At 69.7% G+C, this 22,645-nt stretch carries 19 protein-coding genes, 1 tRNA gene and 1 pseudogene; 11 read left to right on the top strand and 10 right to left on the bottom strand.

Annotation, left to right across the window (positions count from 1 at the left end; translation table 11 throughout):
* Positions 1-59, bottom strand: a tRNA-Arg gene (locus Q0X16_RS08400).
* 71 nt (positions 60-130) lie between these two features.
* Here Q0X16_RS08400 and Q0X16_RS08395 point away from each other — a divergent pair.
* Positions 131-1,051 (top strand): UbiA family prenyltransferase, encoded by a 921-nt coding sequence (locus Q0X16_RS08395; protein WP_297833122.1) that lies wholly within the window; start codon positions 131-133, stop codon positions 1,049-1,051.
* Entirely contained in the window at positions 1,048-2,469 is a 1,422-nt protein-coding gene (locus Q0X16_RS08390) for a TIGR00366 family protein (protein WP_297833120.1), read from the top strand. Before Q0X16_RS08395 ends, Q0X16_RS08390 begins: the two co-directional genes overlap by 4 nt.
* Before the next feature lie 9 nt (positions 2,470-2,478).
* On the opposite strand, the gene Q0X16_RS08385 is transcribed toward Q0X16_RS08390, so the two are convergent.
* Positions 2,479-3,162 carry a ComF family protein gene (locus Q0X16_RS08385; protein ID WP_297833118.1) on the bottom strand — a complete coding sequence of 228 codons (684 nt, stop codon included), beginning with the start codon at positions 3,160-3,162 and terminating at the stop codon, positions 2,479-2,481.
* Between the two features lie 97 nt (positions 3,163-3,259).
* Here Q0X16_RS08385 and bioB point away from each other — a divergent pair.
* Together bioB and bioF are read left to right on the top strand one after the other, a co-directional pair.
* Positions 3,260-4,219, top strand: a pseudogene (gene bioB / locus Q0X16_RS08380) (biotin synthase BioB); the annotation flags it as partial.
* A gap of 191 nt (positions 4,220-4,410) precedes the next feature.
* Positions 4,411-5,601 (top strand): 8-amino-7-oxononanoate synthase, encoded by a 1,191-nt coding sequence (bioF, locus tag Q0X16_RS08375; protein ID WP_297833117.1) that lies wholly within the window; start codon positions 4,411-4,413, stop codon positions 5,599-5,601.
* A 22-nt stretch (positions 5,602-5,623) separates the two neighbouring features.
* On the opposite strand, the gene Q0X16_RS08370 is transcribed toward bioF, so the two are convergent.
* Positions 5,624-7,084 carry an NAD-dependent succinate-semialdehyde dehydrogenase gene (locus Q0X16_RS08370; protein WP_297833115.1) on the bottom strand — a complete coding sequence of 487 codons (1,461 nt, stop codon included), beginning with the start codon at positions 7,082-7,084 and terminating at the stop codon, positions 5,624-5,626.
* 251 nt (positions 7,085-7,335) lie between these two features.
* Between Q0X16_RS08370 and Q0X16_RS08365 the strand changes: the two genes are divergently transcribed.
* From Q0X16_RS08365 to bioC, 3 genes are read left to right on the top strand one after another with little or no spacing between them, the layout of a single operon-like run.
* On the top strand, positions 7,336-8,547 hold the full coding sequence (locus Q0X16_RS08365) for a CaiB/BaiF CoA-transferase family protein (protein ID WP_297833113.1): 1,212 nt from the start codon (positions 7,336-7,338) through the stop codon (positions 8,545-8,547).
* Positions 8,544-9,365, top strand: a complete 822-nt coding sequence (gene bioH, locus Q0X16_RS08360) for a pimeloyl-ACP methyl ester esterase BioH (protein ID WP_297833111.1) — start codon at positions 8,544-8,546, stop codon at positions 9,363-9,365. Before Q0X16_RS08365 ends, bioH begins: the two co-directional genes overlap by 4 nt.
* Positions 9,362-10,270, top strand: a complete 909-nt coding sequence (bioC, locus tag Q0X16_RS08355; RefSeq protein WP_297833109.1) for a malonyl-ACP O-methyltransferase BioC — start codon at positions 9,362-9,364, stop codon at positions 10,268-10,270. The genes bioH and bioC overlap by 4 nt, the downstream gene beginning before the upstream one ends.
* Positions 10,271-10,300: 30 nt before the next feature.
* Here the strand turns inward: bioC and Q0X16_RS08350 are convergent, their stop codons facing one another.
* Positions 10,301-11,578, bottom strand: coding sequence for an acetyl-CoA C-acetyltransferase (locus tag Q0X16_RS08350; RefSeq protein WP_297833107.1), 1,278 nt, complete (start codon positions 11,576-11,578; stop codon positions 10,301-10,303).
* 78 nt (positions 11,579-11,656) lie between these two features.
* On the opposite strand from Q0X16_RS08350, the gene Q0X16_RS08345 reads away from it, so the two are divergent.
* The 3 genes from Q0X16_RS08345 (at position 11,657) to Q0X16_RS08335 (ending at position 16,178) form a co-directional block, all read left to right on the top strand.
* Complete coding sequence (locus Q0X16_RS08345) at positions 11,657-12,529, top strand: hypothetical protein (protein ID WP_297833105.1); 873 nt, start codon at positions 11,657-11,659, stop codon at positions 12,527-12,529.
* 170 nt (positions 12,530-12,699) lie between these two features.
* Positions 12,700-13,263, top strand: a complete 564-nt coding sequence (locus tag Q0X16_RS08340) for an ECF-type sigma factor (protein ID WP_297833103.1) — start codon at positions 12,700-12,702, stop codon at positions 13,261-13,263.
* Positions 13,260-16,178 (top strand): serine/threonine-protein kinase, encoded by a 2,919-nt coding sequence (locus tag Q0X16_RS08335; RefSeq protein ID WP_297833101.1) that lies wholly within the window; start codon positions 13,260-13,262, stop codon positions 16,176-16,178. Before Q0X16_RS08340 ends, Q0X16_RS08335 begins: the two co-directional genes overlap by 4 nt.
* A 365-nt stretch (positions 16,179-16,543) precedes the next feature.
* On the opposite strand, the gene Q0X16_RS08330 is transcribed toward Q0X16_RS08335, so the two are convergent.
* The 6 genes from Q0X16_RS08330 to Q0X16_RS08305 all read right to left on the bottom strand — a co-directional run bounded on the left by Q0X16_RS08330 (position 16,544) and on the right by Q0X16_RS08305 (position 21,574).
* Entirely contained in the window at positions 16,544-17,140 is a 597-nt protein-coding gene (locus Q0X16_RS08330; protein ID WP_297833099.1) for a hypothetical protein, read from the bottom strand.
* 160 nt (positions 17,141-17,300) lie between these two features.
* On the bottom strand, positions 17,301-17,696 hold the full coding sequence (locus Q0X16_RS08325; RefSeq protein ID WP_297833097.1) for a hypothetical protein: 396 nt from the start codon (positions 17,694-17,696) through the stop codon (positions 17,301-17,303).
* Positions 17,697-17,724: 28 nt separating this feature from the next.
* Positions 17,725-18,336 (bottom strand): hypothetical protein, encoded by a 612-nt coding sequence (locus tag Q0X16_RS08320; protein ID WP_297833095.1) that lies wholly within the window; start codon positions 18,334-18,336, stop codon positions 17,725-17,727.
* Positions 18,337-18,425: 89 nt separating this feature from the next.
* Entirely contained in the window at positions 18,426-18,992 is a 567-nt protein-coding gene (locus Q0X16_RS08315) for a superoxide dismutase family protein (RefSeq protein WP_297833093.1), read from the bottom strand.
* Positions 18,993-19,116: 124 nt separating this feature from the next.
* On the bottom strand, positions 19,117-20,547 hold the full coding sequence (ntrC, locus tag Q0X16_RS08310) for a nitrogen regulation protein NR(I) (protein WP_297833091.1): 1,431 nt from the start codon (positions 20,545-20,547) through the stop codon (positions 19,117-19,119).
* Entirely contained in the window at positions 20,540-21,574 is a 1,035-nt protein-coding gene (locus tag Q0X16_RS08305; protein WP_297833089.1) for an ATP-binding protein, read from the bottom strand. The genes ntrC and Q0X16_RS08305 overlap by 8 nt, the downstream gene beginning before the upstream one ends.
* Positions 21,575-21,701: 127 nt before the next feature.
* On the opposite strand from Q0X16_RS08305, the gene Q0X16_RS08300 reads away from it, so the two are divergent.
* A partial coding sequence (locus tag Q0X16_RS08300) for a GGDEF domain-containing protein (protein ID WP_297833087.1) occupies positions 21,702-22,645 on the top strand: 944 nt, incomplete at its 3' end.

Genomic DNA, 22,645 nt, shown 5'->3' with positions numbered 1-22,645 from the left:
GACAGGATTCGAACCTGTGACCCCTGCCTTCGGAGGGCAGTACTCTATCCAGCTGAGCTACGGGCGCGTGGAGTGCGGTGGTTGCGTATTGTCGCATGAATGCCGCTTGACGTGCTGCTAGGCTAGATGGATGGCTCCGCGCGAACTTGCAGCCCCTGATGGCGATCCCCTGCCGTGGCGCGAGCGCCTGCGCGGGTATTCGGCGCTGGTTGGTGGGGATCGTCCGGCGGGGTGGCTGGTGGTGCTGTTGCCGACCGGCTGGGCGCTATGGCTGGCGGCAAAGGGCTGGCCACAAATGGGCCTGCTGCTGGCGTTCGTCGCTGGCGGGATTTTGCTCCGCGGCGCCAGCCGGGCGATCGACGGTTATTTCGGCGCGGTGCGCGACGCGCTGGTCGGTCGGATTGCGCGTTTTCCACCCGATGCCGATCTGGTCGATCCGCGGCTTGCGGCCCTGCTGTGCCTGGCGCTGCTGCTGGTGGTGGCGTCGCTGGTGCTGGCGTTGCACCCGGCGGCGCTCTGGCTGGGGGCGTCGTGGACGGTGCTGGCGCTGGGTTATCTGCTGGTCAAGCGTCATCTGTATCTGGCCCAGGCCTACGTGGGCGCGCTGGCGGGCTGGGGCGTGCCGATGGCGTTCGCCGCACAGTCGGGTTCGGTCCCGTCGCTGGGCTGGACGCTGTACGTGGCGACCGTGTTCTGGGTGACGGCCTGCGCGACCTGGCGGTCGATGGCCGAGCGCAACGACGATCTGCTGTCGGGCGCGAAGTCGCTGGCGATCCTGCTGGGCGAGGTGGATCTGATCGGGCAGGGCGTGCTGTACGCCGGCGCCTTCGTTGCGCTGGTGCTGGTCGGGCGTGAGGCGGGCCTCGGTGGTTGGTACTGGCTCGGCCTTGCGTTGGCGCTGGTGCCGGTCGGCCTGGCGTTCCGCATCGCCCGCCATCGCGATTCGGCGGGTTGCCTGCGTGCGCTCGGCTGCAACGGCTGGTTCGGCTTGGCGGTGTTGATCGGGATCGTGCTGGACTTCGCGCTGCGTGCGAAGGTGGTGGCCGCATGAACGAGGCGAGTCGGCAGGGGTGGTCGGTGCGGGTGGCGCTGCGCTGCGCGGCGTTCGCCGAGCGCTGGTTCCCGGACGCCTACGTGTTCGCCGCGGTCGGCGTGCTGCTGATCGCCGCCGTCGCGATCGGGTTCGGTGCGGCGCCGGCGCAGGTGGCAACGCGCTTCGGCGAGGGCTACTGGAGCCTGATTCCGTTCACCATGCAGATGGCCTTCGTGGTGATCGGCGGCTACGTGGTGGCGACGGCGCCGGTGGTGGCGCGCTTGATCGACCGGCTCGCGCGGGTGCCGCGCAGCGGGCGCGGTGCGGTGTGCTTCGTCGCCCTGTTGTCGATGCTCAGCTCCTTGCTGAGCTGGGGCTTCTCGCTGGTGTTCGCTGGCCTGCTGGTGCGGGAGCTGGCGCGACGCCGCGAGCTGGACATGGACTATCGCGCGGCCGGTGCCGCAGCCTATCTTGGCCTCGGCGCGGTGTGGGCGATGGGGCTGTCGTCCTCGGCGGCGCAATTGCAGGCCAATCCGGCCAGCATGCCGCCGGGGCTGCTGCAGATCACCGGCGTGCTGCCGTTCACCCAGACCCTCTTCCTGTGGCAGTCGATCATGTTGACCGCGGTGCTGGTGCTGGCCTCGCTGCTGGTGTGCTGGTTCACCGCGCCGGTCGGCAATGCCGCGCGCACCGCAGCCGACTTCGACGCGCTGCCGGCCGCCGACCCAGCGCCCGCCGCGCCGGCGCCGCGACGCCCCGGAGAATGGCTGGAGCACAGCCCGCTGCTGGTACTCCTGCTGTCCCTGCTCGGCTTCGGCTGGCTGTGGCAGGAGTTCACCAGCAAGCCGGTAGTGGCCGCGATCGCCAACCTCAACACCTACAACTTCCTGTTCCTGTCGCTGGGCCTGCTGATGCACTGGCGGCTGCGCAGCTTCCTCGATGCGGTGGCGCGCGCGGTGCCGGCGGTTACCGGGGTGCTGATCCAGTTCCCGCTGTACGGCGGCATGGCGCAGCTGATGACCCACGCCGCCGGCGCAGACGGGATCGCGCTGTCGCACCGGCTGTCGCAGGTCTTCGTGCAGGTCGCCAGTCACGACACCTTTGCGGCGGTGATGGGGGTGTACTCGGCGGTGCTCGGCTTCTTCGTGCCCTCGGGCGGCGGCAAGTGGATCATCGAGGCGCCTTACGTGATGCAGGCCGCCAACGAACTGCATTTCCACCTCGGCTGGACGGTGCAGATCTACAACGCGGCCGAGGCGCTGCCGAATCTGATCAATCCGTTCTGGATGCTGCCGCTGCTGGGCATCCTCGGGCTGCGCGCGCGCGATCTGGTCGGCTTCACCTTCCTGCAATTGCTGGTCCACGTGCCGCTGGTGCTGGGCCTGCTGTGGCTGCTGGGCGAAACCCTGGCCTACCTGCCACCGGTACTGCCATAGGGCGGGCCTTCACGCCACCCGCGCGCAGACCCAGGCTTCGACGTGGGCGACGCCGGCCCGGCGCAGCGCGGACGCCGCCGCATGCAGCGTGGCTCCGGTCGTCATCACGTCGTCGAACAGGGTGACGTGTTCGGGAAGCGCGGCGCCGCGTGCTACCGCGAATGCGCCCTTCAAGTTGCGTTTGCGCGCATCGGCGCCCAGCCGCGACTGCGGGGAAGTGGCGCGAACGCGGCGTAACAAATCGGTGTCCAGCGGCACGCCCAGCGCGCGTGCCAGCGGCTTTGCCAGTTCCAGCGCCTGGTCGTATCCGCGCCGTCGCAGCCGGCTGCGGTGCAACGGCAGCGGCACCAGCGCCTGCGGGCGATCCAGCGCGGCGAAGCGTTCGGCCATGTGCTGCGCCAGCACGCGGCCGGAGGCGAAGTCGCGATGGAATTTGAGCCGTGGCAACAGCGCATCGACCGGAAAGGCGTAGCCGAAGGCGGCGTGGACGGCATCCAGCGGCGGCGGGCGCTGCAGGCAGGCGCCGCACAGGCCGGGTTCCGGCAGCGGCAGCGCACAGCGCGTGCAGGCCGGCCCCTGCCAGGGCAGATCGGCACGGCAGGCGGCGCACAGGTCGCGGTCGGGCAGCCCGGGATCGCCGCAGGCCACGCAGCGCGGCGCGAACAGCCAGCGCAGCGGCGCGTCAACTTTCAAAAACCTGATTGGGTTGACGATGGCGTCCATGCCATACAGACTGCGCCCTTCCGCAGTGCCTGTCCTCAGGGAAACGCCCTTGTCTGCCGTCAGTCCCTTGCCCGTTGCCGCATCGGAAATCCGCCACGATTGGACCCGCGCCGAGGTCGAGGCGCTGCTGGATTTGCCTTTCCCCGAATTGCTTTACCGCGCGGCGACGGTGCACCGCCGGCATTTCGATCCCTGTCAGGTGCAGGTTTCGACCCTGCTGTCGGTCAAGACCGGCGGCTGCCCGGAAGATTGCGCCTATTGCCCGCAGTCGGCCCATCACGGCACCGGCCTTGCGGCCAGCAAGCTGATGGACGTCGACGCGGTGCTGGAAAAGGCGCGTCAGGCCAAGGCGAACGGCGCTTCCCGCTTCTGCATGGGCGCGGCCTGGCGTTCGCCCAAGCCGCGCGACATGCCCAAGGTGACGGCGTTGATCCGCGAGGTGAAGGCGCTGGGGCTGGAAACCTGCGCCACGCTGGGCATGCTGGACGCGGCGCAGGCGCGGGAACTGAAGGACGCCGGGCTGGATTACTACAACCACAACCTCGACACCGATCCCGAGTACTACAACCACATCATTCACACCCGCACCGTGCAGGACCGGTTCGACACGCTGGAACACGTCCGCGATGCCGGACTGAAGACCTGCTGCGGCGGCATCATCGGAATGGGCGAGACTCGCCGCCAGCGCGCCGGCCTGCTGTGGGCGCTGGCCACCCTGCCGGTGCATCCGGAATCGGTGCCGATCAACCAGCTGGTGCCGGTCGCGGGCACGCCGCTGGCCGATGCGCCGCCGCTGGATCCGCTGGAATTCGTGCGCACGATTGCCACCGCGCGGATCCTGATGCCGGCCTCGATGGTGCGGCTGTCGGCCGGACGCGCGCAGATGAGCGACGAGCTGCAGGCGCTGTGCTTCGCCGCCGGCGCCAATTCGATCTTCCACGGGGAAAAATTGTTGACCACGGGCAATCCCGATACCGAGTACGATAGGCGCCTGTTCCAGCGTCTCGGTTTACATCCCATGCCCGTCGATACCGCCAAATCCACCCTCACCGATATTCCCGGCCTCACCATCGTCCGCGAAAGCGGCGGCTGTGGCGGCGGCAGCTGCGGCTGCAGCGGCGGGAGCGGTTCCGGCATGACGCTGGAAGAAGCCACCCGCAAGCGCGAGGCGGCCCAGGCCGAACGCGAGCCCGAGGACGGCTGCGGCTGCGGCTGCGGATGCGAGAACGGCTGAGCGACCGCGTCGCCGCGCTGCGCCTGCAGCGTGAATCGGCCCATCGAACCCGGATTCGCCGCATCGTCGTGCGGCGCGAGGGCGTGCGCTGCAAACTGCAGGGCAGCGTGCGCTGGCTGCTGAATTTCTGCAGCAACGATTATCTCGGTCTGTCGCAGCACCCGCGGGTGCTGGCGGCGCTGCGCGACATGGACGCCGCCGGCAGCACCGCTTCGCCGCTGGTGTGCGGGCACACGGTCGCGCACGCCCGGCTGGAGGAAGCCCTGTGCGACTGGCAGCAGGCGCCGCGCGCGCTGCTGTTTTCCAGCGGCCACGCCGCCAATCTGGCGGTGCTGCAGGCGCTGCTGGGCAAGGGCGATGCCTGCGTGCAGGATCGGCTGAATCACGCCAGCCTGATCGACGGCGCGCGGCTGTCCGGCTGCGACTTCAGGCGCTATCCGCACGCCGATGCCGAAGGGGCGGCGCGCCAGCTGGCGGCGCATCCGGAGGGTGCGGCGCTGCTGGCCAGCGATGGCGTGTTTTCGATGGACGGCGACCTGGCGCCGCTGCGGGAACTGGCCGTCGTGGCGAAAACGCACGAGGCGACGTTCTACGTCGACGATGCCCACGGCGCGGGCGTGCTGGGCGAAGCCGGGCGCGGCAGCATCGCGGCGGCGGGACTGTCGGTCGCCGATGTGCCGCTGCGGCTGGTGACCTTCGGCAAGGCGCTGGGCGGCGCCGGTGCGGCGGTGCTGGGCGCGGCCGATCTGGTCGAACACCTGCTGCAGACCGCGCGCGGCGCGATCTACTCGACCGCACTGCCACCGGCGCAGGCGGCGGCGACGCAGGCCGCGGTCGCCCTTGTGCGCGGCGACGAAGGCGAAGCGCTGCGCGCGCGGCTGCGCGGGAACATCGCCCGCTTCCGGGAGGGCGCGGCGGCACGCGGGCTCGCCCTGCTGCCTTCGGAGACCGCGATCCAGCCGTTGCCCGCAGGCGACGATGCCCGCGCTCTTGGCTGGTCGGCGGCGCTGGAAGCGCGCGGCTACTGGGTCGGAGCCATCCGCCCGCCGACGGTGCCGGAGGGCGGCGCGCGGCTGCGGATCACGCTGTCGGCCGCGCACGCGGGCGGCCAGATCGACGGACTGCTGGATGCGCTGGCGGAATCGACCGGTGGGCAAGCGCCGGAAGGCCGGTGAGGGAACCCCACGCGGCCTTGCTCTACACCCCGCCGATGCAGACGTATTTGAGCTCGGTGTAGTCGTCGAGTCCGTACTTCGAACCCTCGCGGCCGAGGCCCGATTGCTTGACGCCGCCGAACGGCGCGACTTCGGTCGAGATCAGGCCGGTGTTGATGCCGACGATGCCGGCTTCCAGCGCTTCCGACACCCGCCAGCTGCGCGCCAGGTCGCGGGTGTAGAAATACGCGGCCAGACCGAACTCGGTGGCGTTGGCCAGCGCGACGGCTTCCTCCTCGGTGTGGAAGCGGAACAGCGGCGCGACCGGGCCGAAGATTTCCTCGCGCGACAGCCGCATGGTGGTGTCGGCATCCAGCAGCACGGTCGGCTGGTAGAAGGTGCCGCCGAGCGCATGGCGCGCGCCGCCGGTGGCGACCCGGGCGCCCTTGCCCAGCGCATCGGCCATCAGGCCCTCGACCTTGTCCAGCGCCTTGGCGTCGATCAGCGGGCCCTGGTCGGTGCGCCCCTTGAGGCCATCGCCGACGGCCAGCGCCTCGACGGCGACCACCAGCTTCTTCGCGAACGCGTCATACACGCCGTCCTGCACGAACAGCCGGTTCGCGCACACGCAGGTCTGGCCGCTGTTGCGGTACTTGCTGGCGATCGCTCCGGCGACCGCGGCGTCGAGGTCGGCATCGTCGAACACGAGGAACGGCGCGTTCCCGCCCAGTTCCAGCGACACCTTCTTGACGCCCTCGGCGCACTGGGCCATGAGCAGCTTGCCCACGGCGGTCGAGCCGGTGAAGCTGAGCTTGCGCACCTTGCGGTTGGAGGTCATCTCGCGGCCGATGGCGGAAGCGTCGGCGCCGGTGACGATGTTGAGGACGCCCGCCGGAAGCCCGGCCTCTTCGGCCAGCACGCCCAGCGCCAGCGCCGAGTAAGGCGTCTGGATCGCCGGCTTGCACACCACCGCGCAGCCCGCCGCCAGCGCCGGCCCGATCTTGCGCGTGAGCATGGCCGACGGGAAGTTCCACGGCGTGATCGCGGCGACCACGCCGATGGGCTGGCGCAGCGTGACGATGCGCTTGTCGGTGGCGTGCGCGGGAATGGTGTCGCCGTACATGCGCTTGGCTTCCTCGCCGAACCATTCGAGGAAGCTGGCGGCATAGGCAATTTCGCCGGTGGACTCGGCCAGCGGCTTGCCCTGCTCGGCGGTCATCAGGCGCGCCAGATCGGAGCGATGCTCCATCATCAGGTCGGCCATCTTCCGAAGGATGCGCGCGCGCTCCTTCGCGGTCTTCGCGGTCCATGCGGGCAGCGCTTCCTGCGCCGCGTCGATGGCCTTGGCGGTTTCACGGGCGCCCATGTCCGGGACGGTGCCCAGCGCTTCGCCGCTGGCCGGATTGGCCACATCGCAGGTCGTGCCCCGGTCGGCATCGCACCATTGGCCGGCGATGAACGCCTGCGTGCGCAGCAGGTCGGGGCGGGAAAGTGTGAGATTCATGAAACAACGTCCTTGCGATCGGATGGGCAACCGCACGCGCGGAGTATGCGCAAGGCGGCGACAACGCGACGTGATTCGGAGCGCATGGCTTCGTCCGCATGGCGCCTGCGGCCGGGCCGAAGCCCGGGCAACGCTGATAAAATCCGCGTTGCCCGATTGCGCGCTGCGCACGGGTCGATGCGGCCATGGCCGCCCCATTTCGCGCCTGACCCATGCGGGTCCGGCGTGCCCATTGAGCAGCAAGGACAGGTTTGGACAACGGCGCCGCCCCCCTGGCCGGTCTGAAAGTCGTCGAACTGGCGCGGATTCTCGCCGGTCCGTGGATCGGGCAGACCCTGGCCGATCTCGGTGCCGACGTGATCAAGGTCGAGGCGCCGCAGGGCGACGACACCCGGCGCTGGGGCCCGCCGTTCGTCGGCAACGCCGACGGCAGCCGGGGCAGCGCGGCCTACTACCACGCCTGCAACCGCGGCAAGCGTTCGCTGGTGGCCGATTTTCGAACACCCGAGGGCCGCACGCTGGTGCGCGCGCTCGCTGCAGATGCCGATGTCTTCATCGAAAACTTCAAGGTCGGCGCACTGGCCAGGCACGGGCTGGACTACGCCAGCCTGCATGCGCTCAACCCGCGCCTCGTGTACTGCTCGGTGACGGGCTTCGGGCAGGACGGCCCGTACGCGGCGCGCGCGGGCTACGACGCCATGATCCAGGCGATGGGCGGGATCATGAGTCTGACCGGCGTAGCCGACGGCCCACCGCAGAAGATCGGCGTGGCCTTTGCCGACCTGTTCGCCGGCCTGCACGGCGTGGTGGCGATCCAGGCCGCGCTGCTGCAGCGCGCGCAGACCGGACGCGGCCAGCGCATCGACATCGCCCTGCTCGATTCGATGGTCGGGATGCTGGCCAATCAGGCGATGAACTACCTCGTGTCCGGCCAGGTGCCGTCGCGGCTGGGCAATGCGCACCCGAACATCGTGCCTTATCAGGCCTTCGCAGCGCGCGACGGTTCCCTGATGCTGGCCGTGGGCAACGATGCGCAGTTCGCGCGGTTGTGCGAGGTGCTGGACGTGCCGCAGCTGGCGACCGATCCGCGCTTTGCCGACAACGCCGCCCGCGTCGTCCATCGCGACGAACTGCTGCCGCAGCTTTCCGAAGCTTTTGTGCGGCGTGATCGCGACGACGTGTTGGCCGCGCTGGAGTGCGTGGGCGTGCCGGCCGGTCCGATCAACACCCTGGACGACGTGTTTGCCGACCCGCAGGTGCGCCATCGCGGGCTGCAGCTGGATCTGGTCGATGAGACCGCTGCCGGCGGCACCCTGCCGGGGCTGCGCACGCCGATCCGGTTCTCGGAGGCCGCGCTGTCGACGCGGACGCGCTCGCCGCGCCTGGGCGAACACACGGCGGCGATCCGGGAGTCGCTGGCGGCCGACCCAATGCGCTGGCCCGCGGGCGAACAGACCGCATGAGCCTGCACGTCGAAGTCCTGGGCAGCGGTCCGCCGCTGGTGCTGCTGCACGGTTGGGCCATGCACGGCGGGGTGTTCCTGCCGCTGGCCGAATGGCTGCGCGACCGCCACACCCTGTACTTGGTTGATCTCCCCGGGCATGGCCACAGCCGCGATTCCACGGTCCCGCTGGAATTGGGGCCGTGCGCACGCGCGGTGCTGTCGGCGGTGCCGGACGCGCCGTGGCTGGGCTGGTCGATGGGCGGCGCGATCGCGCTGCACGCGGCGAATATCGCCCCGCAGCGGGTTACCGCGCTGATCCTGGTCGGCGCCACGCCGCGCTTCGTGGCCGCGCCCGACTGGCCGCAGGGCATGCCGGTCGAAGCGTTCGAAAGTTTCAAGGCGGGGCTGGACGCCGACTGGCGCGGCACCGTCGAGCGCTTCCTCGCGCTGGAAGCCTTCGGCCTGGACGATGCGCGCGATCGCGTGCGACAGCTGCGCGCGCTGGCGCTGGAGCGCGGCGCGCCCTCGCCGCGGGTGCTGGCCGAAGGGCTGCGGCTGCTGGAAACCACCGACCTGCGGCCGAGCCTGCCCGCGCTGGCCGCGCCGAGCCTGTGGATTGCCGGACGCCGCGACCGCGTGATCTCTCCGGCGGCGATGCAGGCCGCGGCTGCGCTGCGTCCGGACGCGCGCTTCCAGCAGGTCGAGCGCGCCGGACACGCGCCGTTTCTCACCCACCCGCAAACCGTGGCGGACGCGGTGCTCGGCTTCCTGGACGCCCCGCGCGGAAGCGAGTCGCCGGATGCCGACCCGCGCGGTAACGACGAGCCAGAACCATGACCGCATCGCTGTTCGACACCCGCCAGATCCGCCGCCGCTTCGGCCGCGCCGCCGCCAGCTACGACGCGGTGGCCGACGTGCAGAAGCTTGCCGAGCGGCGCCTGCTGGAATCGCTGGATTACCTCGACGACCCCGTGCTGGAACGCCAGCCGCCGCAGCGGGTGCTCGACCTCGGCTGCGGCACCGGCAGCGCCAGCCGCATCATGCAAAAGCGCTGGCCGAAGGCGGAAATCCTGTCGATGGACCTGGCGCTGCCGATGCTCGAGCAGGGCCGCGCGCAGTCGAAGCGCTGGAATCCGTTCGCGCGCGCGCCGCTGCCGGTGTGCGCCGATGCCCGCCGCATCCCGCTGGCCGAGGGCACGGTCGATGTGCTGTTCTCGAACCTGTGCCTGCAGTGGGTGGATGCGCTCGACCAGGTACTCAACAGCTTCCGCCGCGTGCTCAAACCACAGGGTCTGCTGCTGTTTTCCACCTTCGGCCCGGAGACGCTCTGGGAGCTGCGCGAGGCGTTCTCAGCGGCCGATGCGGCGCCGCACGTGAGCGCCTTCGTCGATGTGGCCGGCGTCGGCGATGCGCTGATCGATGCCGGCTTCTTCCAGCCGGTGGTCGAGCGCGACGAAGAGGTCAGGCACTACGCCGACCTGCCCGCGTTGATGCGCGAACTGCGCCAGCTTGGTGCCACCAACGCGCTGAACGGTCGCCGCGCCACCCTGACCGGACGCGGGCGCTTCGAAGCTGCCGCCGCTGCCTACGAGACGCACCGCGACGAAGCGGGGCTTCCGGCCACGTTCGAAATCATCGGTGCGATGGCCTGGGCACCCGGGCACGGCGCGCCGATCCGCGAGGGCGGGGTGGATCTGGTGTCAGTACCGGTGTCCGGCATTCCGATCCGTCGCCGCAGGTGAGGCGTGGTGGGTGGGGCGATCCCGCCACGCTCAGCGTTCGAGGATGGCGGTCACGCCCATGCCGCCGGCGGTGCAGATGCTCACGAGGCAGCGACGGCCGGCGCGGGCGCGCAGTTCCTTTGCCGCGCTGGCGACGATCCGCGCGCCGGTGGCGGCGAACGGATGGCCGCAGGCCAGCGAGGAGCCGTTGACATTGATCCGGTCCGGATCGATCGAACCCAGCGGCGCGTCCAGGCCGAGCCGGTCGCGGCAGTAGTCGGCGCTTTCCCAGGCCTTTAGTGTGCACAGCACCTGCGCGGCGAAGGCTTCGTGGATTTCGTACAGGTCGAAGTCCTGCAGGCGCAGGTTGTTGCGCGCCAGCATTTCGGCCACGGCCACGGTCGGCGCCATCAGCAGGCCCTCGCCGTGGACGAAATCGACCGCGGCCACCTGCGCATCGCGCACGTGGCACAGCACGTCGAAACCATACTGCGCCGCCCATTCGTCGCTGGACAGCAGGCAGGCCGCCGCGCCGTCGGTGAGCGGGGTGGAATTGCCGGCGGTCAGCGTGCCCTTGCCGGAGGTCTTGTCGAACGCGGGCTTGAGCGCGGCGAGCTTTTCGATGCTGGTGTCCGGGCGCATGTTGTTGTCGCGGGTTTCGCCGCGGAAACTCACCACCAGGTCGTCGAAGAAGCCGCGCCCGTAGGCTGCGGCGAGCTTGTGGTGGGACGCCACCGCCAGCGCGTCCTGCGCCTCGCGGGTGATGCCCCACTCGCGCGCCATGTCTTCGCAATGGTCGCCCATCGACTTGCCGGTGCGCGGTTCGGCCACGCCGGGGAAGTCCGGCTTGAGTTCGGAAAACTGGAAGCCCTTGAAGGCGCCAATCCGCTGTCCGAGCGATTTGGCGGACTCGGCATGCAGCACCCTGCGACGCAGCGCCTGTCCATAGACGATCGGCACGTCGGAGGTGGTGTCCGAGCCGCCGCCGATGCCGGCTTCGATCTGTCCGGTGGCGATCTTGCCGCCGATGCCGAGGATGGTGTCCAGCGAGGTGCCGCAGGCGCGCTGCATGGTGATGCCCGGCGTCAGCGGCGACAGTCCGGAGGACAGCGCGGCCTCGCGGCCGAGGTTCCAGTCGGAGGAGTGCTTGATGACCGCGCCCATCGCGACTTCGCCCAGCTGCTGCCCGCTCAGGCCGAACCTCTCGACCAGCGCGCCCAGCGTGCGTACCGACAGGCCGAGGTTGCCGACGTCCGCATAGGCGGTGTTGCGCCGGCAGAACGGGATGCGGACCCCACCGAGAACCGCGACTGGACGACCGTATTGCATGGACTGCTCCGGGCGGCTGCGGTGCCGCGTTGCATAATGTAGGCAGTGTAGTGTGACGATACCGAGTCGAAGCTCCAGATGGGCGCGCATTTTTCCTATTCGCAGAATTTTCGCGGGCAGATCGCGGTCGAGCTGCGCGACGTCGGCACGCCGGTGCGGCCGGCCCTGCCCGGCGCCATCGCCGGTGAGGTCGCCGCCCTGCTGGGGCGCGACCTGTCCAGACTGGCGCCGTCGGTGATCGGCTGCGATCTGGCCCTGGTCGGCGTCCATTACGATCCGGCCGAAGCCCTGCGGCCGGGCTGGCCGGTGCACCGCGCGGCGCAGGACCTGCTCGACCGGATGCCGGGCGAAGGCTTTGGCCCGCGCACGGTCGGATTCGGCGCGGATGCCGAAGGCAAGGCGCCCGAAACGCTGCACGCCGACCCCGGCTTTTCCGGCGGCGTGCTGCGGGTGATGCCCTTCGTCCTCAGCGGCGGCGCCGTGGCCGAAGCCAGCGATGCGCTGGAGGAGGAACTGTTCGATCGCGGACTGGCCGAGGCCGACGTGGCGCTGGCGCTGCAGGACGGACTCGGCGTGCAGGTCGAACACGTGCGCTACCAGAGTCTGCGCGACCTTCTGGCGATGACGGCGATGCAGTACCAGCACGTGGGCCTGGACAATCTCTGGGCGCTGCTGGATGCGGCGCTGCTGGAGCCGCGATCCGAATTCGTGCTCGCCAAGCCGCAGGAACCGCTGGCGCGCTATGCCGACGGCGAGGTGCGGATCGGGCTGCTGGATTTTTCCGCGTGGCGCCAGCGCGATGCCGACGGGGCAACCGATCGCGACCAACTCGAGCAGGGCTTTGCCCTGTTCGAAATGCGCCAGCGCCAATACGCCGCCGTACTGCAGGCCCACGGCGTGCCGGTGCAGTACGTGCACTGCCCGCAGGCGGACGCGGGCTGCCTGGCCTGACGGGGGAGGTTTGCCGCGCTGGTGTCCGTGCCACCGACCCCGGGCGGGGCGGCAGCAGCGATGGCGAGCGCTGTTCTTGAATCGATCCCGAGGCCCGATTCCGGCATGACTGCCGGCGCGCTGGAGGTATGCGAAACTCCGCGCGTCAACAGGACAAGCCTGGACAGCCCATGCCCACCGAGCCCGACGCGTCCCCCGAAATCACCGTCCTGCTGGCGCGTGCGCGGGCCGGCGACGCGCAGGCGATGGGCGCGGCGTATTCGGCGATGTACGAGGAGCTCAAGCGCGCGGCGCGACAGCAGCTGCGGCGCATGCGCGACGACTTCCAGACCACCGCATTGGTGCATGAGGCCTACCTGAAGCTGGCCGGCAGCGCGCAGATGGCCGCCAACGACCGCAACCACCTGCTGGCGCTGTCGGCACGCGCCATGCGGCAGGTGCTGGTGGACGATGCCCGAGCGCGCAAGGCCGACAAGCGCGGCGGCGGACAGGAGCCGTTGACCCTGACCGCGCGGCTGGATGCGGGCGAACGCGCGGCGGTGGAAGTGCTGGAGCTGGACGAGTTGATCCAGCGCCTGCACGCGCTCGACGAACGCGCGGCGCAGGTGGTGGAGCTGCGCTACTTCGGCGGCTACGAAGACACCGAGATCGCGCAGATGCTGGATGTGACGGACCGCACCGTGCGCCGCGACTGGCGCAAGGCCCGCGCCTTCCTGCTGACCGAACTCGGATGAGTTCCGAAATCGATCCGACGCGGGAGCGCCGGCGCCGCGCGCTGGCCATTTTCGATGCATTGGCGGACCTGTCCGCGGAGGCGCGCGGGCCGGAGCTCGACGCGCTGTGCGCGGGCGACGCCGAGTTGCGCGCACAGGTCCAGGCGTTGCTCGACGCGGATGCCGGGGAGAACGAGCCGTTTTCCGGCAGTGCGGACGACTGGGGCGCGGCGCTGGCGCGCGAGAAGGCCGAACCGCACGCCGATCCGATGCTGGGCCGCAGCATCGGCGCATGGACGATCGTCGACGTCATCGGCCGTGGCGGCATGGGCGCGGTGTATGCCGTGCAGCGCAGCGACGGCGCGTATGCCCAGCAGGCCGCACTCAAGCTGATCCGCGCCAGCGCGGACTCGCAGGCGGCGCGCGAGCGTTTCCTGCGCGAACGCCAGATCCTCGCCGGTCTGCGCCATCCCAATATCGCCAGCCTGCTGGACGGCGGGATCAGCGCGGAAGGCGAGCCCTACTTCGTGATGGAACGCATCGACGGCGTGCCGATCGATCGCTGGTGCGACGCGCGGACGCTGGATCTGCGCGCGCGGGTCGAACTGCTCCTGCAGGTGCTCGACGCGGTGCGTCATGCCCACCGCAACCTGATCGTGCATCGCGACCTCAAGCCGTCCAACCTGCTGGTGGACGCGGAGGGGCGGGTGAAGCTGCTCGATTTCGGCATCGCCAAGCAGTTGGCCGATGTCGAAGCCACCGCCACCCTCGACCGCGCGCTGACGTTCGAATACGCCAGCCCCGAGCAACTGCATGACGCGCTGATCACGACCGCCACCGACATCTGGCAGCTCGGCGTGATCCTGCATCGCCTGCTGACCGGCGCGCATCCGTTCGGCCTGACCCGCGAAATGCCGGTGGCGGGGCAGTTGCGGCAGCTCGAACGCGAGCCGGAGCCGCTGACCCGGGCCGCCGCGCAGGCCAGTCCCGAACAGGCGGCCCGTCGCGGTGGCTTGAATCCATCCGCTTTGGCCAACGCGCTGCGCGGCAGCCTTGCCGACATCGTGCAAACCTGCCTGCGCCGCGATCCGCAGGCGCGCTACGCCTCGGCGGACGCGCTGGCCGGCGACCTGCGCGCCTGGCTGGGGGACCGCCCCATCGCCGCCGTGAGGCTGTCGCGCAAGCAGCGCGCAAGACTCTGGCTGCGCCGAAATCGCACCCTGGCCGCAGCGGCCGGCGCGGTCGTGCTGGCATTGCTGGCCGGCACCGGCGTGGCGCTGTGGCAGGCAAACGAAGCGCGCGAACAGGCGCGGATTGCGCAGCGGGAAAGCGCCGTGTCGCGCGCCACCCTCGGTTTCCTGACCGATACCCTCGCCGCCGCCGCGCCGGAGCGGGCGCTGGGCCGGGAAGTCAGCGCGCGGCAGTTGCTGGATGCCGGACGCGCCCAGCTTCGCAACCGCCGCCTCGATCCGCAGGTGCGCAAGTCGGTGCAACGCTTGCTTGGAAGACTGTATTTCTCGATCGGCGATTATTCGACCGCCGAAACCCTGTTCGCCGAAGGCCTGACCGGGGTCGCGCCGACGCGCAGGGACGATGCGCTGGCGCTGGCCGACGATCTCGTCGCCTATGCGGAAACGCTGGACATGCTCGACAAGCCTGCGCAGGGCATCGCACCGGCCGACCGCGCGGTGGCGCTGCGTACGCGGTTTGCGCCCGACGACCCGATGCAGAACTTCCTGGCGCTCGCGCACATAGGCCTCGGCCAGCTGCAGCGGGACGGGCCGCTGCCGCTGATCGCGCAGGGCAAGCGTGCGCTGGCGCTGGGCCGCACCCTGCCCGACGCGCCGGTGGCGGTGATGATGAACCTGTACCAGAACCTCGCCGAGCTCAGCAATCTTGCCGGAGACAATCTGCAGCAACTGCGGGTTGCGGACGAAGCCCTTGCCTACGCCGATCGCCGGCACGTCCCGGCGGGCTCGCCTCTGCGGCTGGGCTTGCTGCACGAGAAGGCGATCAGCCTGACCTTCAGCGGTCGCGAGGACGAGGCCGTGCCGCTGTTCCGCGAGGTCATCGCGCAGCAGGCGCGCACCGGCGCCGGAAGCCAGAAAAGCGCCGACGTGCCGTACAACGGACTGGCCCTGGCGCTGCAGCGCAGCGGGCGCTATCGCGAGGCCATCGAGGCGATGGAGAAGGCGCAGGCGCTGGGCATGGCGATCGGAATGACATCGCCGCTGCAGCAGGCGATCGGTCGGGCCAACCTGGCGAACATCAAATGGGAATACGGCGACCTGCCGGGCGCGATGGCCGATGCGCGCGCGGCCATCGGATTGCTGGATCGGGCCGATCTGGCGCGCGACGACAGCTATCGCCTCGGCATCGAGCGTCACGTCGCGCTGGTGCTTGGCGCCGACCGTGGGCACGCGGCGGAACTCGCGCGCCTGCGCGAACTGCGCGCGATCGCGCAGGGCAAAGGTGCGGCCGGCGCCGACGAAGACCGGCTGCTGACGCTGCAAATGCTGCGGCTGCTGCTGGAGGACGGCGACGTCGCCACCGCAGCGCCCCTGCTCGACGACGCCAGGCGCGCATTCGCGGCGGCGCCGGATTCCGACCCGCAGATGCGTACCGTGATGCTCCGCGTCGAAGCAGGATTCGCGCGCCTGCGCGGCGACTTCGCCAGTGCCGAGCGCGAACAGGGGGAGGCGGTGACGCGCTATCTGGCTGGCCACAATCCGGTCAAGACCGCGATCGCGCGCGCCGAACTCGCGCGGATCCAGGCCAGCCGCGGCAACGCCGCCGATGCGCGCGCGCTGCTGGCGCAGGCGCTGCCGGTCCTGCGCGACGGCGTGCTGCCCGCACAGCTCGACCGCGTCGCCGCCGAAACGCTGGCGCGTCAATGCGGCATGTCGGGCAAGCCCGCCGCAGTCTGCAGCCTCTAGAGTAATTCTGGTGCAGTTTCGTCATGCCCGCGAAGGCGGGCATCCAGTGCCTTTGCTTCTCCTGTATCAAGACGAAGTACTGGGCACCCGTCTTCGTGAGTGCGACAGACATGATTGTTCCAAATCGTTCGTCCTGAGCGTAGGCGCGTAGCGCCGAAGTCGAAGGGCATGGCGCACAGTCCTTCGACTTCGCGCCTGCGGCGCTGCACTCAGGACGAATGGCATCCGGAGAATGTGTGTTGGGACGCAGATCAGCGCGGATCAACCTGGATGAAAAACCGACTCAAAAGATTGATCCGCGTTCATCCGCGTCCAAATGCCTTTGTGGAGAGCGCAGGACGCCAGCGCAATACCTCGTTGAAAGCTCACTGCTTGCAGGCGTCGATCCGCGTCCAGGTGGACGTGAATGTTTGCGTCCTGGCTGCGGCGCATCCGCCCAGCCCCGCCGCCCGACCGCAGACGGCGGCGCTGGCGTGGAAGGTGCCGGTCATGCGGTCCTCGGGGCCGCTCAACGTGTAGTCGTAGGCGGTATCAACCCTGCCTCCACCACCGGCGAAGTGCCAGTCCACCTTGCCGCTTCGATCGTCTGCGGGCGTGAATTGCATGGTGATCATGCCGCGACCGATCTTGCCGCTGAAGGGTTTGGTGATGTCGCAGGCATCGAAGGATTCCCCGTTGTCGAGGGCGATGCGATAGGCATGCGATGGCGCGACTTGCGGTGCGCCCATGCCGCCGCAGCGCGGGCGCTTGTCGTTCTCGTCCGTGCGCGGTTCGTTGGTGCATTTCTTGTCGTCCGGCGCGGCGGCGGCGATGGCCGCTGGGCCGGAGTCCTGGCGGGACGCCGCTGCGGGAGCGCTTGTCGCGGGCGTCGCAGGGGGAGTCGCGGTTTCGGGCGCGGGCCTGGAGCAGGCGGCCAGCAGCAGCAAGGCCAGCGGCAGGCAGAAGCGTGGCAGGGTGGACATGACGGGTTTCCGGTCTGGGCTTGAACGGATAGCGGAAATTGCGACCGTGACCGGACAACGGTGACATGCGGGTCCTGCGATTTGTGCAGGATGTACCGATCAGGCGAAAGCACGGGTTGCTGTCAGGGAAGTCGGCCCTGACCCCGGTTCTTCCCGTTCTTCACTTCTTCCCGGCCGCCGCCTCGTTGTTTCCGTTCGCCATTTCCTTGCCGACCTTCACGCATTCCTGCTGCGCCTGTTTTCCGCCCACGCCATCGAGCATATCCGCGCAGCAGGACGCGATCTGCTTGTCGCTGTGGGCATGCTGGTATTTGACGCACTGTTCGGCGGCGCCCCTGCCGCCGTTGACCGAATCGGCGTGTGCGGTTGGCGCCAGGGCGGCAAAGGCGACGATGACGGGCAAGGTGATTTTGCAAATCCGGATCATGATGGACTCCCAAGGATGTGGAATTCCGGCGTCCCATGTCCGATCGACGCGCGCCGGGGTTCGCGTCGAACGGTCGGCCTGACCTGTTGGCGTCGGCTGGAACGACCTCGTCATCGACTCCGTCGCCAAGCCCGGCAGTTTCCCGACGGGGCCGGGATCAGCCCGACGCCGCCTGAGGCGCGGCCTTGCAGTCGGCCACGGGCGTCAGGGTGAACGCATCCGTGTAGCCGGCGTTCTCGTCAACGAGGCCGCCCGCCCTGGTCGTGGCTTCTCGTGCATGAACGTTCAACTTACCCGGCGCGTCGGGACCGTTGGGCAGGTCGATGCGATAAGTGCCGCTGCCCTTCCATTGCAGGCCGGGAATGTTCGGGGTTCGCACCATCTTGTAAGTCCCTTCCAGGCCGCCGCTGAATTCGGTGCCGAACATCTTGCCTTCCAGCACGAAGGTCTTGCTGATATCGCACACGATCTGGTCCACCGGGTCGCCTCCACCAATGACGATGCGGTAGGCGCGCGGCGCGCTGGCGACGCCCACGCCGCCGCAGCGCGGGCGTTTGTCGTTTTCGTCCGTGCGCGGTTCATTGGTGCATTTTTCTTCTGGCGCGGCGGCGGCGCTGGCCGCTGGTCCGGAGCCCTGGCCGGCTGCCGTTGCGGGAGCGCTTGGCGCGGGCGCCGCAGGGGGCGTCGTGGCGGTCTCGGGCGCGGGCCTGGAACAGGCCGCCAGCAGCAACAAGGTCAGCGGCAGGCTGGCGCGTGACAGGGTGGACATGGCGGGCTTCCGGATTGGGCTTGGAACGAATAGCGGAAATTTCGTCCCGGACCGGACACGCCCGGAACCGGAGACACGCCGAACGTGCGCTACGGCAACAGCCGGATCACCCCGCAGGCCACCCGCGCACCGGCGTTGCCGGCCGGCTGGCTGCTGTAGTCGTCGGCACCGGCGTGGACGATGAGCGCACGGCCATTGATGTCGTGGGCCGAGCCGTCGCCCAGCGCGGCACCGGGCAGCCAGGCGTCGACATGGGCCACGCCGCCGGCGTCGGCGATGAGGTTGTCGGCGTCGCCGGCGTGGTGCGCGCCCTGGCCGGCGCGCCCGTGCGGTTTGTTTTCCGGATTGAAGTGACCGCCGGCGCTGGCGGCATCGACGGCGCTGCAATCGCCATTTTCGTGAACGTGGAAGCCGTGCAGGCTGCCGGGACGCAGCCCGCCGATATCGCCACGCACGCGCACGCCGCCCGGCGCGGTGGACAAGGTGAGTCGGCCGCTGACCAGGCTGCCGGAAGCGGAAGCGAGGTTGGCGATGGCCTGGCGGGAGACGTGCGGCGTGGCCGGGGTGGCCGCCGACCGCGGTGCCGGCGCGCCGGCACAGGCCGACAGGCCGACGATCAGGGTGGAGGCGAGGACGGTTCCGATCCGCTTCGACATGCAAAGCTCCATTGGCGAGGATGGTGAAACTATGCCCTTCGCGAGCCCTGGGTGGAATGCCGATGCATTTCCGGGACGCTCCCCGTGCATGGCGGCGCCGGTGGCGCGGGCCGGCATGGCTTGCTCAAGCCGGCTTTCCCTTGCGCCTGGAACGGGAAGAGCCGAGCTTGCGGGTGACGGTGTTGCGGCTCATGCCCAGCGCGGCCGCGGCTTCGCCGCGACGGCCTTCGTGCAGTGCCAGCGCGGCGTCGAGCATGGCGAGGTCGAGCTGTTCCCGCGCCCACGCGTGCAGTTCGGGCGTGCCGGCGATGAGCTGCTGGCGGGTCCAGTCGGACAGCGCCGCCGTCCAGCCGGAGCTGCCGTCAACACGTCCTGGGCTCGGCTCGGCGCGGGCCAGGTCGAGATCGCGCACGCCAATGGTCTCGCCCGGCGCCAGCGCGGCCAATCGCCAGCACAGGTTTTCCAGTTCGCGCACGTTGCCCGGCCAGACGTGGGCCTGCAGGCGTTCCAGCGCGGCCGGCGAGAGCCTGCGTGCCGGCAGCTGCAGCCGGGTCGCTGCGTGGGCAAGGAAGCGTGCCGCCAGCAGGGCGATATCCTCGCGACGGTCGCGCAGCGGCGGCAGGTGCAGGCGCACCACGTCGAGGCGGTGCAGCAGGTCGGCGCGGAAGCGGCCTTGTTCGACCAGCGCTTCCAGCGGCTGGTGGGTGGCAGCGATCACGCGCACGTCGACGCGGATCAATTCGCGCCCGCCGACGCGGAAGAATTCGCCTTCGGCCAGCACCCGCAGCAGCCGCGTCTGCAGCGCCGCCGGCATGTCGCCGATTTCATCGAGGAACAGGCTGCCGCCGTTGGCCTGTTCGAAGCGCCCGAGATGGCGGCGCTGGGCGCCGGTGAAGGCGCCGGCCTCGTGGCCGAACAGCTCCGATTCCAGAAGTTCCGCCGGGATCGCGGCCGTGTTCAGCGCGACGAAGGGCATGCCGGCGCGCGGGGATTCGCGGTGCAGCGCGCGCGCGACCAGCTCCTTGCCGGTGCCGGTTTCGCCGGTGATCAACACCGACAGCGGCACCTGCGCGAAGCGGCCGATGGCGCGGAACAGTGCGCGCATCGCCGGAGCCTGTCCGATCAATTCGGTGGATTGCGCAGGCGCGATCGCGGGCGTGTCCTGGACTTCCGGCAAGGCGGCCGTCGTCGGCAGGCAGCGGCCCACCAGTTCCACCGCGGCATCGAGATCGAACGGCTTGGACAGGAATTCCTGCGCGCCGCCCCGGAACGCGCTTGCGGTGCTGGCGATGTCGGTATGCGCCGACATCACGATCACCGGCAGCTTCGGCGATTTCGTCTTGAGGCGGTCGAGCAGCGCCAGCCCGTCCGTGCCGGGCATGCGCACGTCCGCCAGCACCAGGGCCGGAGGCGGCCCTGCGTCCAGCGCGGCCAAGGCTTCGTCGGCGCTGGCGAAGGCTGTCACGAAGTAGCCCGCTTCGGTCAACGCCGCGGAGAGGACGAAGCGGATCGAGCGGTCGTCGTCGACCACCCACAGTCTTGCGGGTTCAGTCATCGCCGTCCTCCGCCTGCAGCGGCAGCAGCAGCGTGAACACGGTATGGCCGGGGCGCGAACGCCACACCAGCACGCCGCGATGCGCGCGCGCCACCTGCTGCGCCTGCGCCAGCCCCAGCCCGGTGCCCTCCGCACGTCCGCTGACGAGGGGCAGCAGAAGGTGCTCGGCCAGCTCCGGAGGCACCCCGCGCCCGTCGTCGACGATCTCCAGCCGCAGGGCGAGCGGGTGCAGCGCGTCGCCGATCCGCGCGCCATGTTCGGCGCGGGTGCGCAACGTGACTTTGCCTGCGCCGGCTTCGATCGCATTGCGCACCAGGTTCCAGACCGATTGGGTCAGGGCGTCGGAATCGCCGAGCAGCTCCGGCAGCGAGGGGTCGTAATCGCGCAGCAGGCGCACCGCCCAGCCGGCGTCGCTTTCGGCCAGCCGCACCACCCGTTCGAGCACCGCATGCACGTTCACCGCGGCCAGCGCACGCGGCGGCGTCGGATCGAGCAGGCGTTCGACCAGCGCGGCCAGCCGCTGCGCCTCGTCTTCGATGATGGCGGTCAGCGCGCGCGCTTCGGGATCGACCCGCCGCGCCAGCAATTGCGCCGCGCCCTTGATGCCGGCCAGTGGGTTGCGCAGTTCGTGCGCCAGTCCTTTCAACGATGCCGCCAGCGCGGACGGCAGCAGTTGTGCGGGATCGGCCCCGGAAAACCCATCGACCGGATGCAGCTCCAGCCAAGTGCCGGCGTCGGTCGGGGTCAGCCACAGATCGGCGTATTGGACGGTCGGGCTGCCGGGAAAGGACAGCCCCACCGCCCGCAGGCGCAGCGTCGCGGCGATGGGGTCGATCAGTCGCGCCGCCAGCTGTTCGCTTCCCTGCTCCAGCGAGACTGCTTGCAGTCCGTGCAGACGCTTGCGGCCCACCCCGAACCAGCGCGCGGCGGCAGCATTGGCGAAGGCGATCCGCGCCGTATCGTCCAGCCGCAGCAGCGGCGTGGCCAGCGTGTCCAGAACGGTCTCGTCCGGCGGGTTGAAATTCATTTGCACAAATTTAGTGCAAATGCGCCATGATGCAACCGGCGCGAGGGGTGACCTTCGGTCAAGCCGAATCGCGACGGGGAATGCTAGGCTCAAGGGGCACGGCGTGTGCGGCCTCCCTGTGGGGAACATGGAGCGACGGGATCCATCGCCGAGAGATGCGGAAATCGCCCAGCGATCGCTGGCGCTCGATGTGCATCGCGTGCGCCAGATCGCCTGGGTGGTGATGGTTGTTTTCGCACTGCTGGTGGTTGTGAACGTCGTCCGCGAGCGTTGGGTCTCGGTGGCGTTCGATGGCGTCGTCGTGGCGATGCTGGCTCTGGCGCTGTGGCAGAACGGGCGCGGCCACTCGTTGCGTGCCGTGCACCTGATGGTGGCCTCGCTGGCGCTCGGGCTGATGGCCTTGATGTTCGCCGGCCAGGGTTTGTACGACGAAGCGCCGATGGCCTATCCCACCCTGGTCGTGCTGGCTGCGATGCTGGGCGCGCGCAAGCTGACCCGCGCGCTGGTGTTGCTCCTGCTGGCGTCGCTGGCCGTCGTGTTTGCGCTGGACCAGACCGGCATCCTGCCGAGCATCCAGGATTCTCCGCCCTGGGTGCGGATGGCCGAGCTGGCGTTGATCCTGCTGGTGACCTGGATGCTGGTCCAGATGATCTCCGACGATCTCCGCCAGGCCATCGCCCAGCTGGAGGGCGAGAAGCAGGCGTTGCAGCGATCGCAAAGGGAAATCGAGCGGCTGGTGCAAAGCGACACGTTGACCGGCCTGCCCAACCGCCTGCTGGCCCGCGACCGGCTGGAACAGATGCTGGTCCAGAGCGCGGCCAGCGGGCGGGTCGTGGCCGTCATCTTCCTCGACATCGACAACTTCAAGACCGTCAACGATTCGCTCGGCCACGCGGCCGGCGATGCGCTGCTGCTGCAGGTGGCGGTCAAGCTGCGGGCGACGCTGCGCGAAACCGACACCGTGGCCCGGATTTCGGGCGACGAATTCGTGATCCTGCTACCCAACCTGAAGACCGAAAGCGCGGTCGCTGCCGTGATCGGCAAGATCAACCGGACCTTCCGCGAGGAGTT

Source organism: Thermomonas sp. (assembly GCF_025993755.1).
In the GTDB taxonomy this organism is placed as follows: Bacteria; Pseudomonadota; Gammaproteobacteria; order Xanthomonadales; family Xanthomonadaceae; genus Thermomonas.
Note: the sequence above shows the minus strand (reverse complement) of the source record. Positions and strands in the feature narration are given on the sequence as shown.

Bases quoted from the DNA above. Each gene is read 5' to 3' on its own strand.
- Q0X16_RS08315 (WP_297833093.1), bottom strand. From the start codon at position 18,992: ATGTCGAAGCGGATCGGAACCGTCCTCGCCTCCACCCTGATCGTCGGC.
- Q0X16_RS08340 (WP_297833103.1), top strand. From the start codon at position 12,700: ATGCCCACCGAGCCCGACGCGTCCCCCGAAATCACCGTCCTGCTGGCG.
- Q0X16_RS08330 (WP_297833099.1), bottom strand. From the start codon at position 17,140: ATGTCCACCCTGCCACGCTTCTGCCTGCCGCTGGCCTTGCTGCTGCTG.
- bioC (WP_297833109.1), top strand. From the start codon at position 9,362: ATGACCGCATCGCTGTTCGACACCCGCCAGATCCGCCGCCGCTTCGGC.
- Q0X16_RS08395 (WP_297833122.1), top strand. From the start codon at position 131: ATGGCTCCGCGCGAACTTGCAGCCCCTGATGGCGATCCCCTGCCGTGG.
- ntrC (WP_297833091.1), bottom strand. From the start codon at position 20,547: ATGACTGAACCCGCAAGACTGTGGGTGGTCGACGACGACCGCTCGATC.
- bioF (WP_297833117.1), top strand. From the start codon at position 4,411: ATGCGAGAACGGCTGAGCGACCGCGTCGCCGCGCTGCGCCTGCAGCGT.
- Q0X16_RS08320 (WP_297833095.1), bottom strand. From the start codon at position 18,336: ATGTCCACCCTGTCACGCGCCAGCCTGCCGCTGACCTTGTTGCTGCTG.
- Q0X16_RS08345 (WP_297833105.1), top strand. From the start codon at position 11,657: ATGGGCGCGCATTTTTCCTATTCGCAGAATTTTCGCGGGCAGATCGCG.
- Q0X16_RS08305 (WP_297833089.1), bottom strand. From the start codon at position 21,574: ATGAATTTCAACCCGCCGGACGAGACCGTTCTGGACACGCTGGCCACG.
- Q0X16_RS08370 (WP_297833115.1), bottom strand. From the start codon at position 7,084: ATGAATCTCACACTTTCCCGCCCCGACCTGCTGCGCACGCAGGCGTTC.
- Q0X16_RS08350 (WP_297833107.1), bottom strand. From the start codon at position 11,578: ATGCAATACGGTCGTCCAGTCGCGGTTCTCGGTGGGGTCCGCATCCCG.
- bioH (WP_297833111.1), top strand. From the start codon at position 8,544: ATGAGCCTGCACGTCGAAGTCCTGGGCAGCGGTCCGCCGCTGGTGCTG.
- Q0X16_RS08335 (WP_297833101.1), top strand. From the start codon at position 13,260: ATGAGTTCCGAAATCGATCCGACGCGGGAGCGCCGGCGCCGCGCGCTG.
- Q0X16_RS08390 (WP_297833120.1), top strand. From the start codon at position 1,048: ATGAACGAGGCGAGTCGGCAGGGGTGGTCGGTGCGGGTGGCGCTGCGC.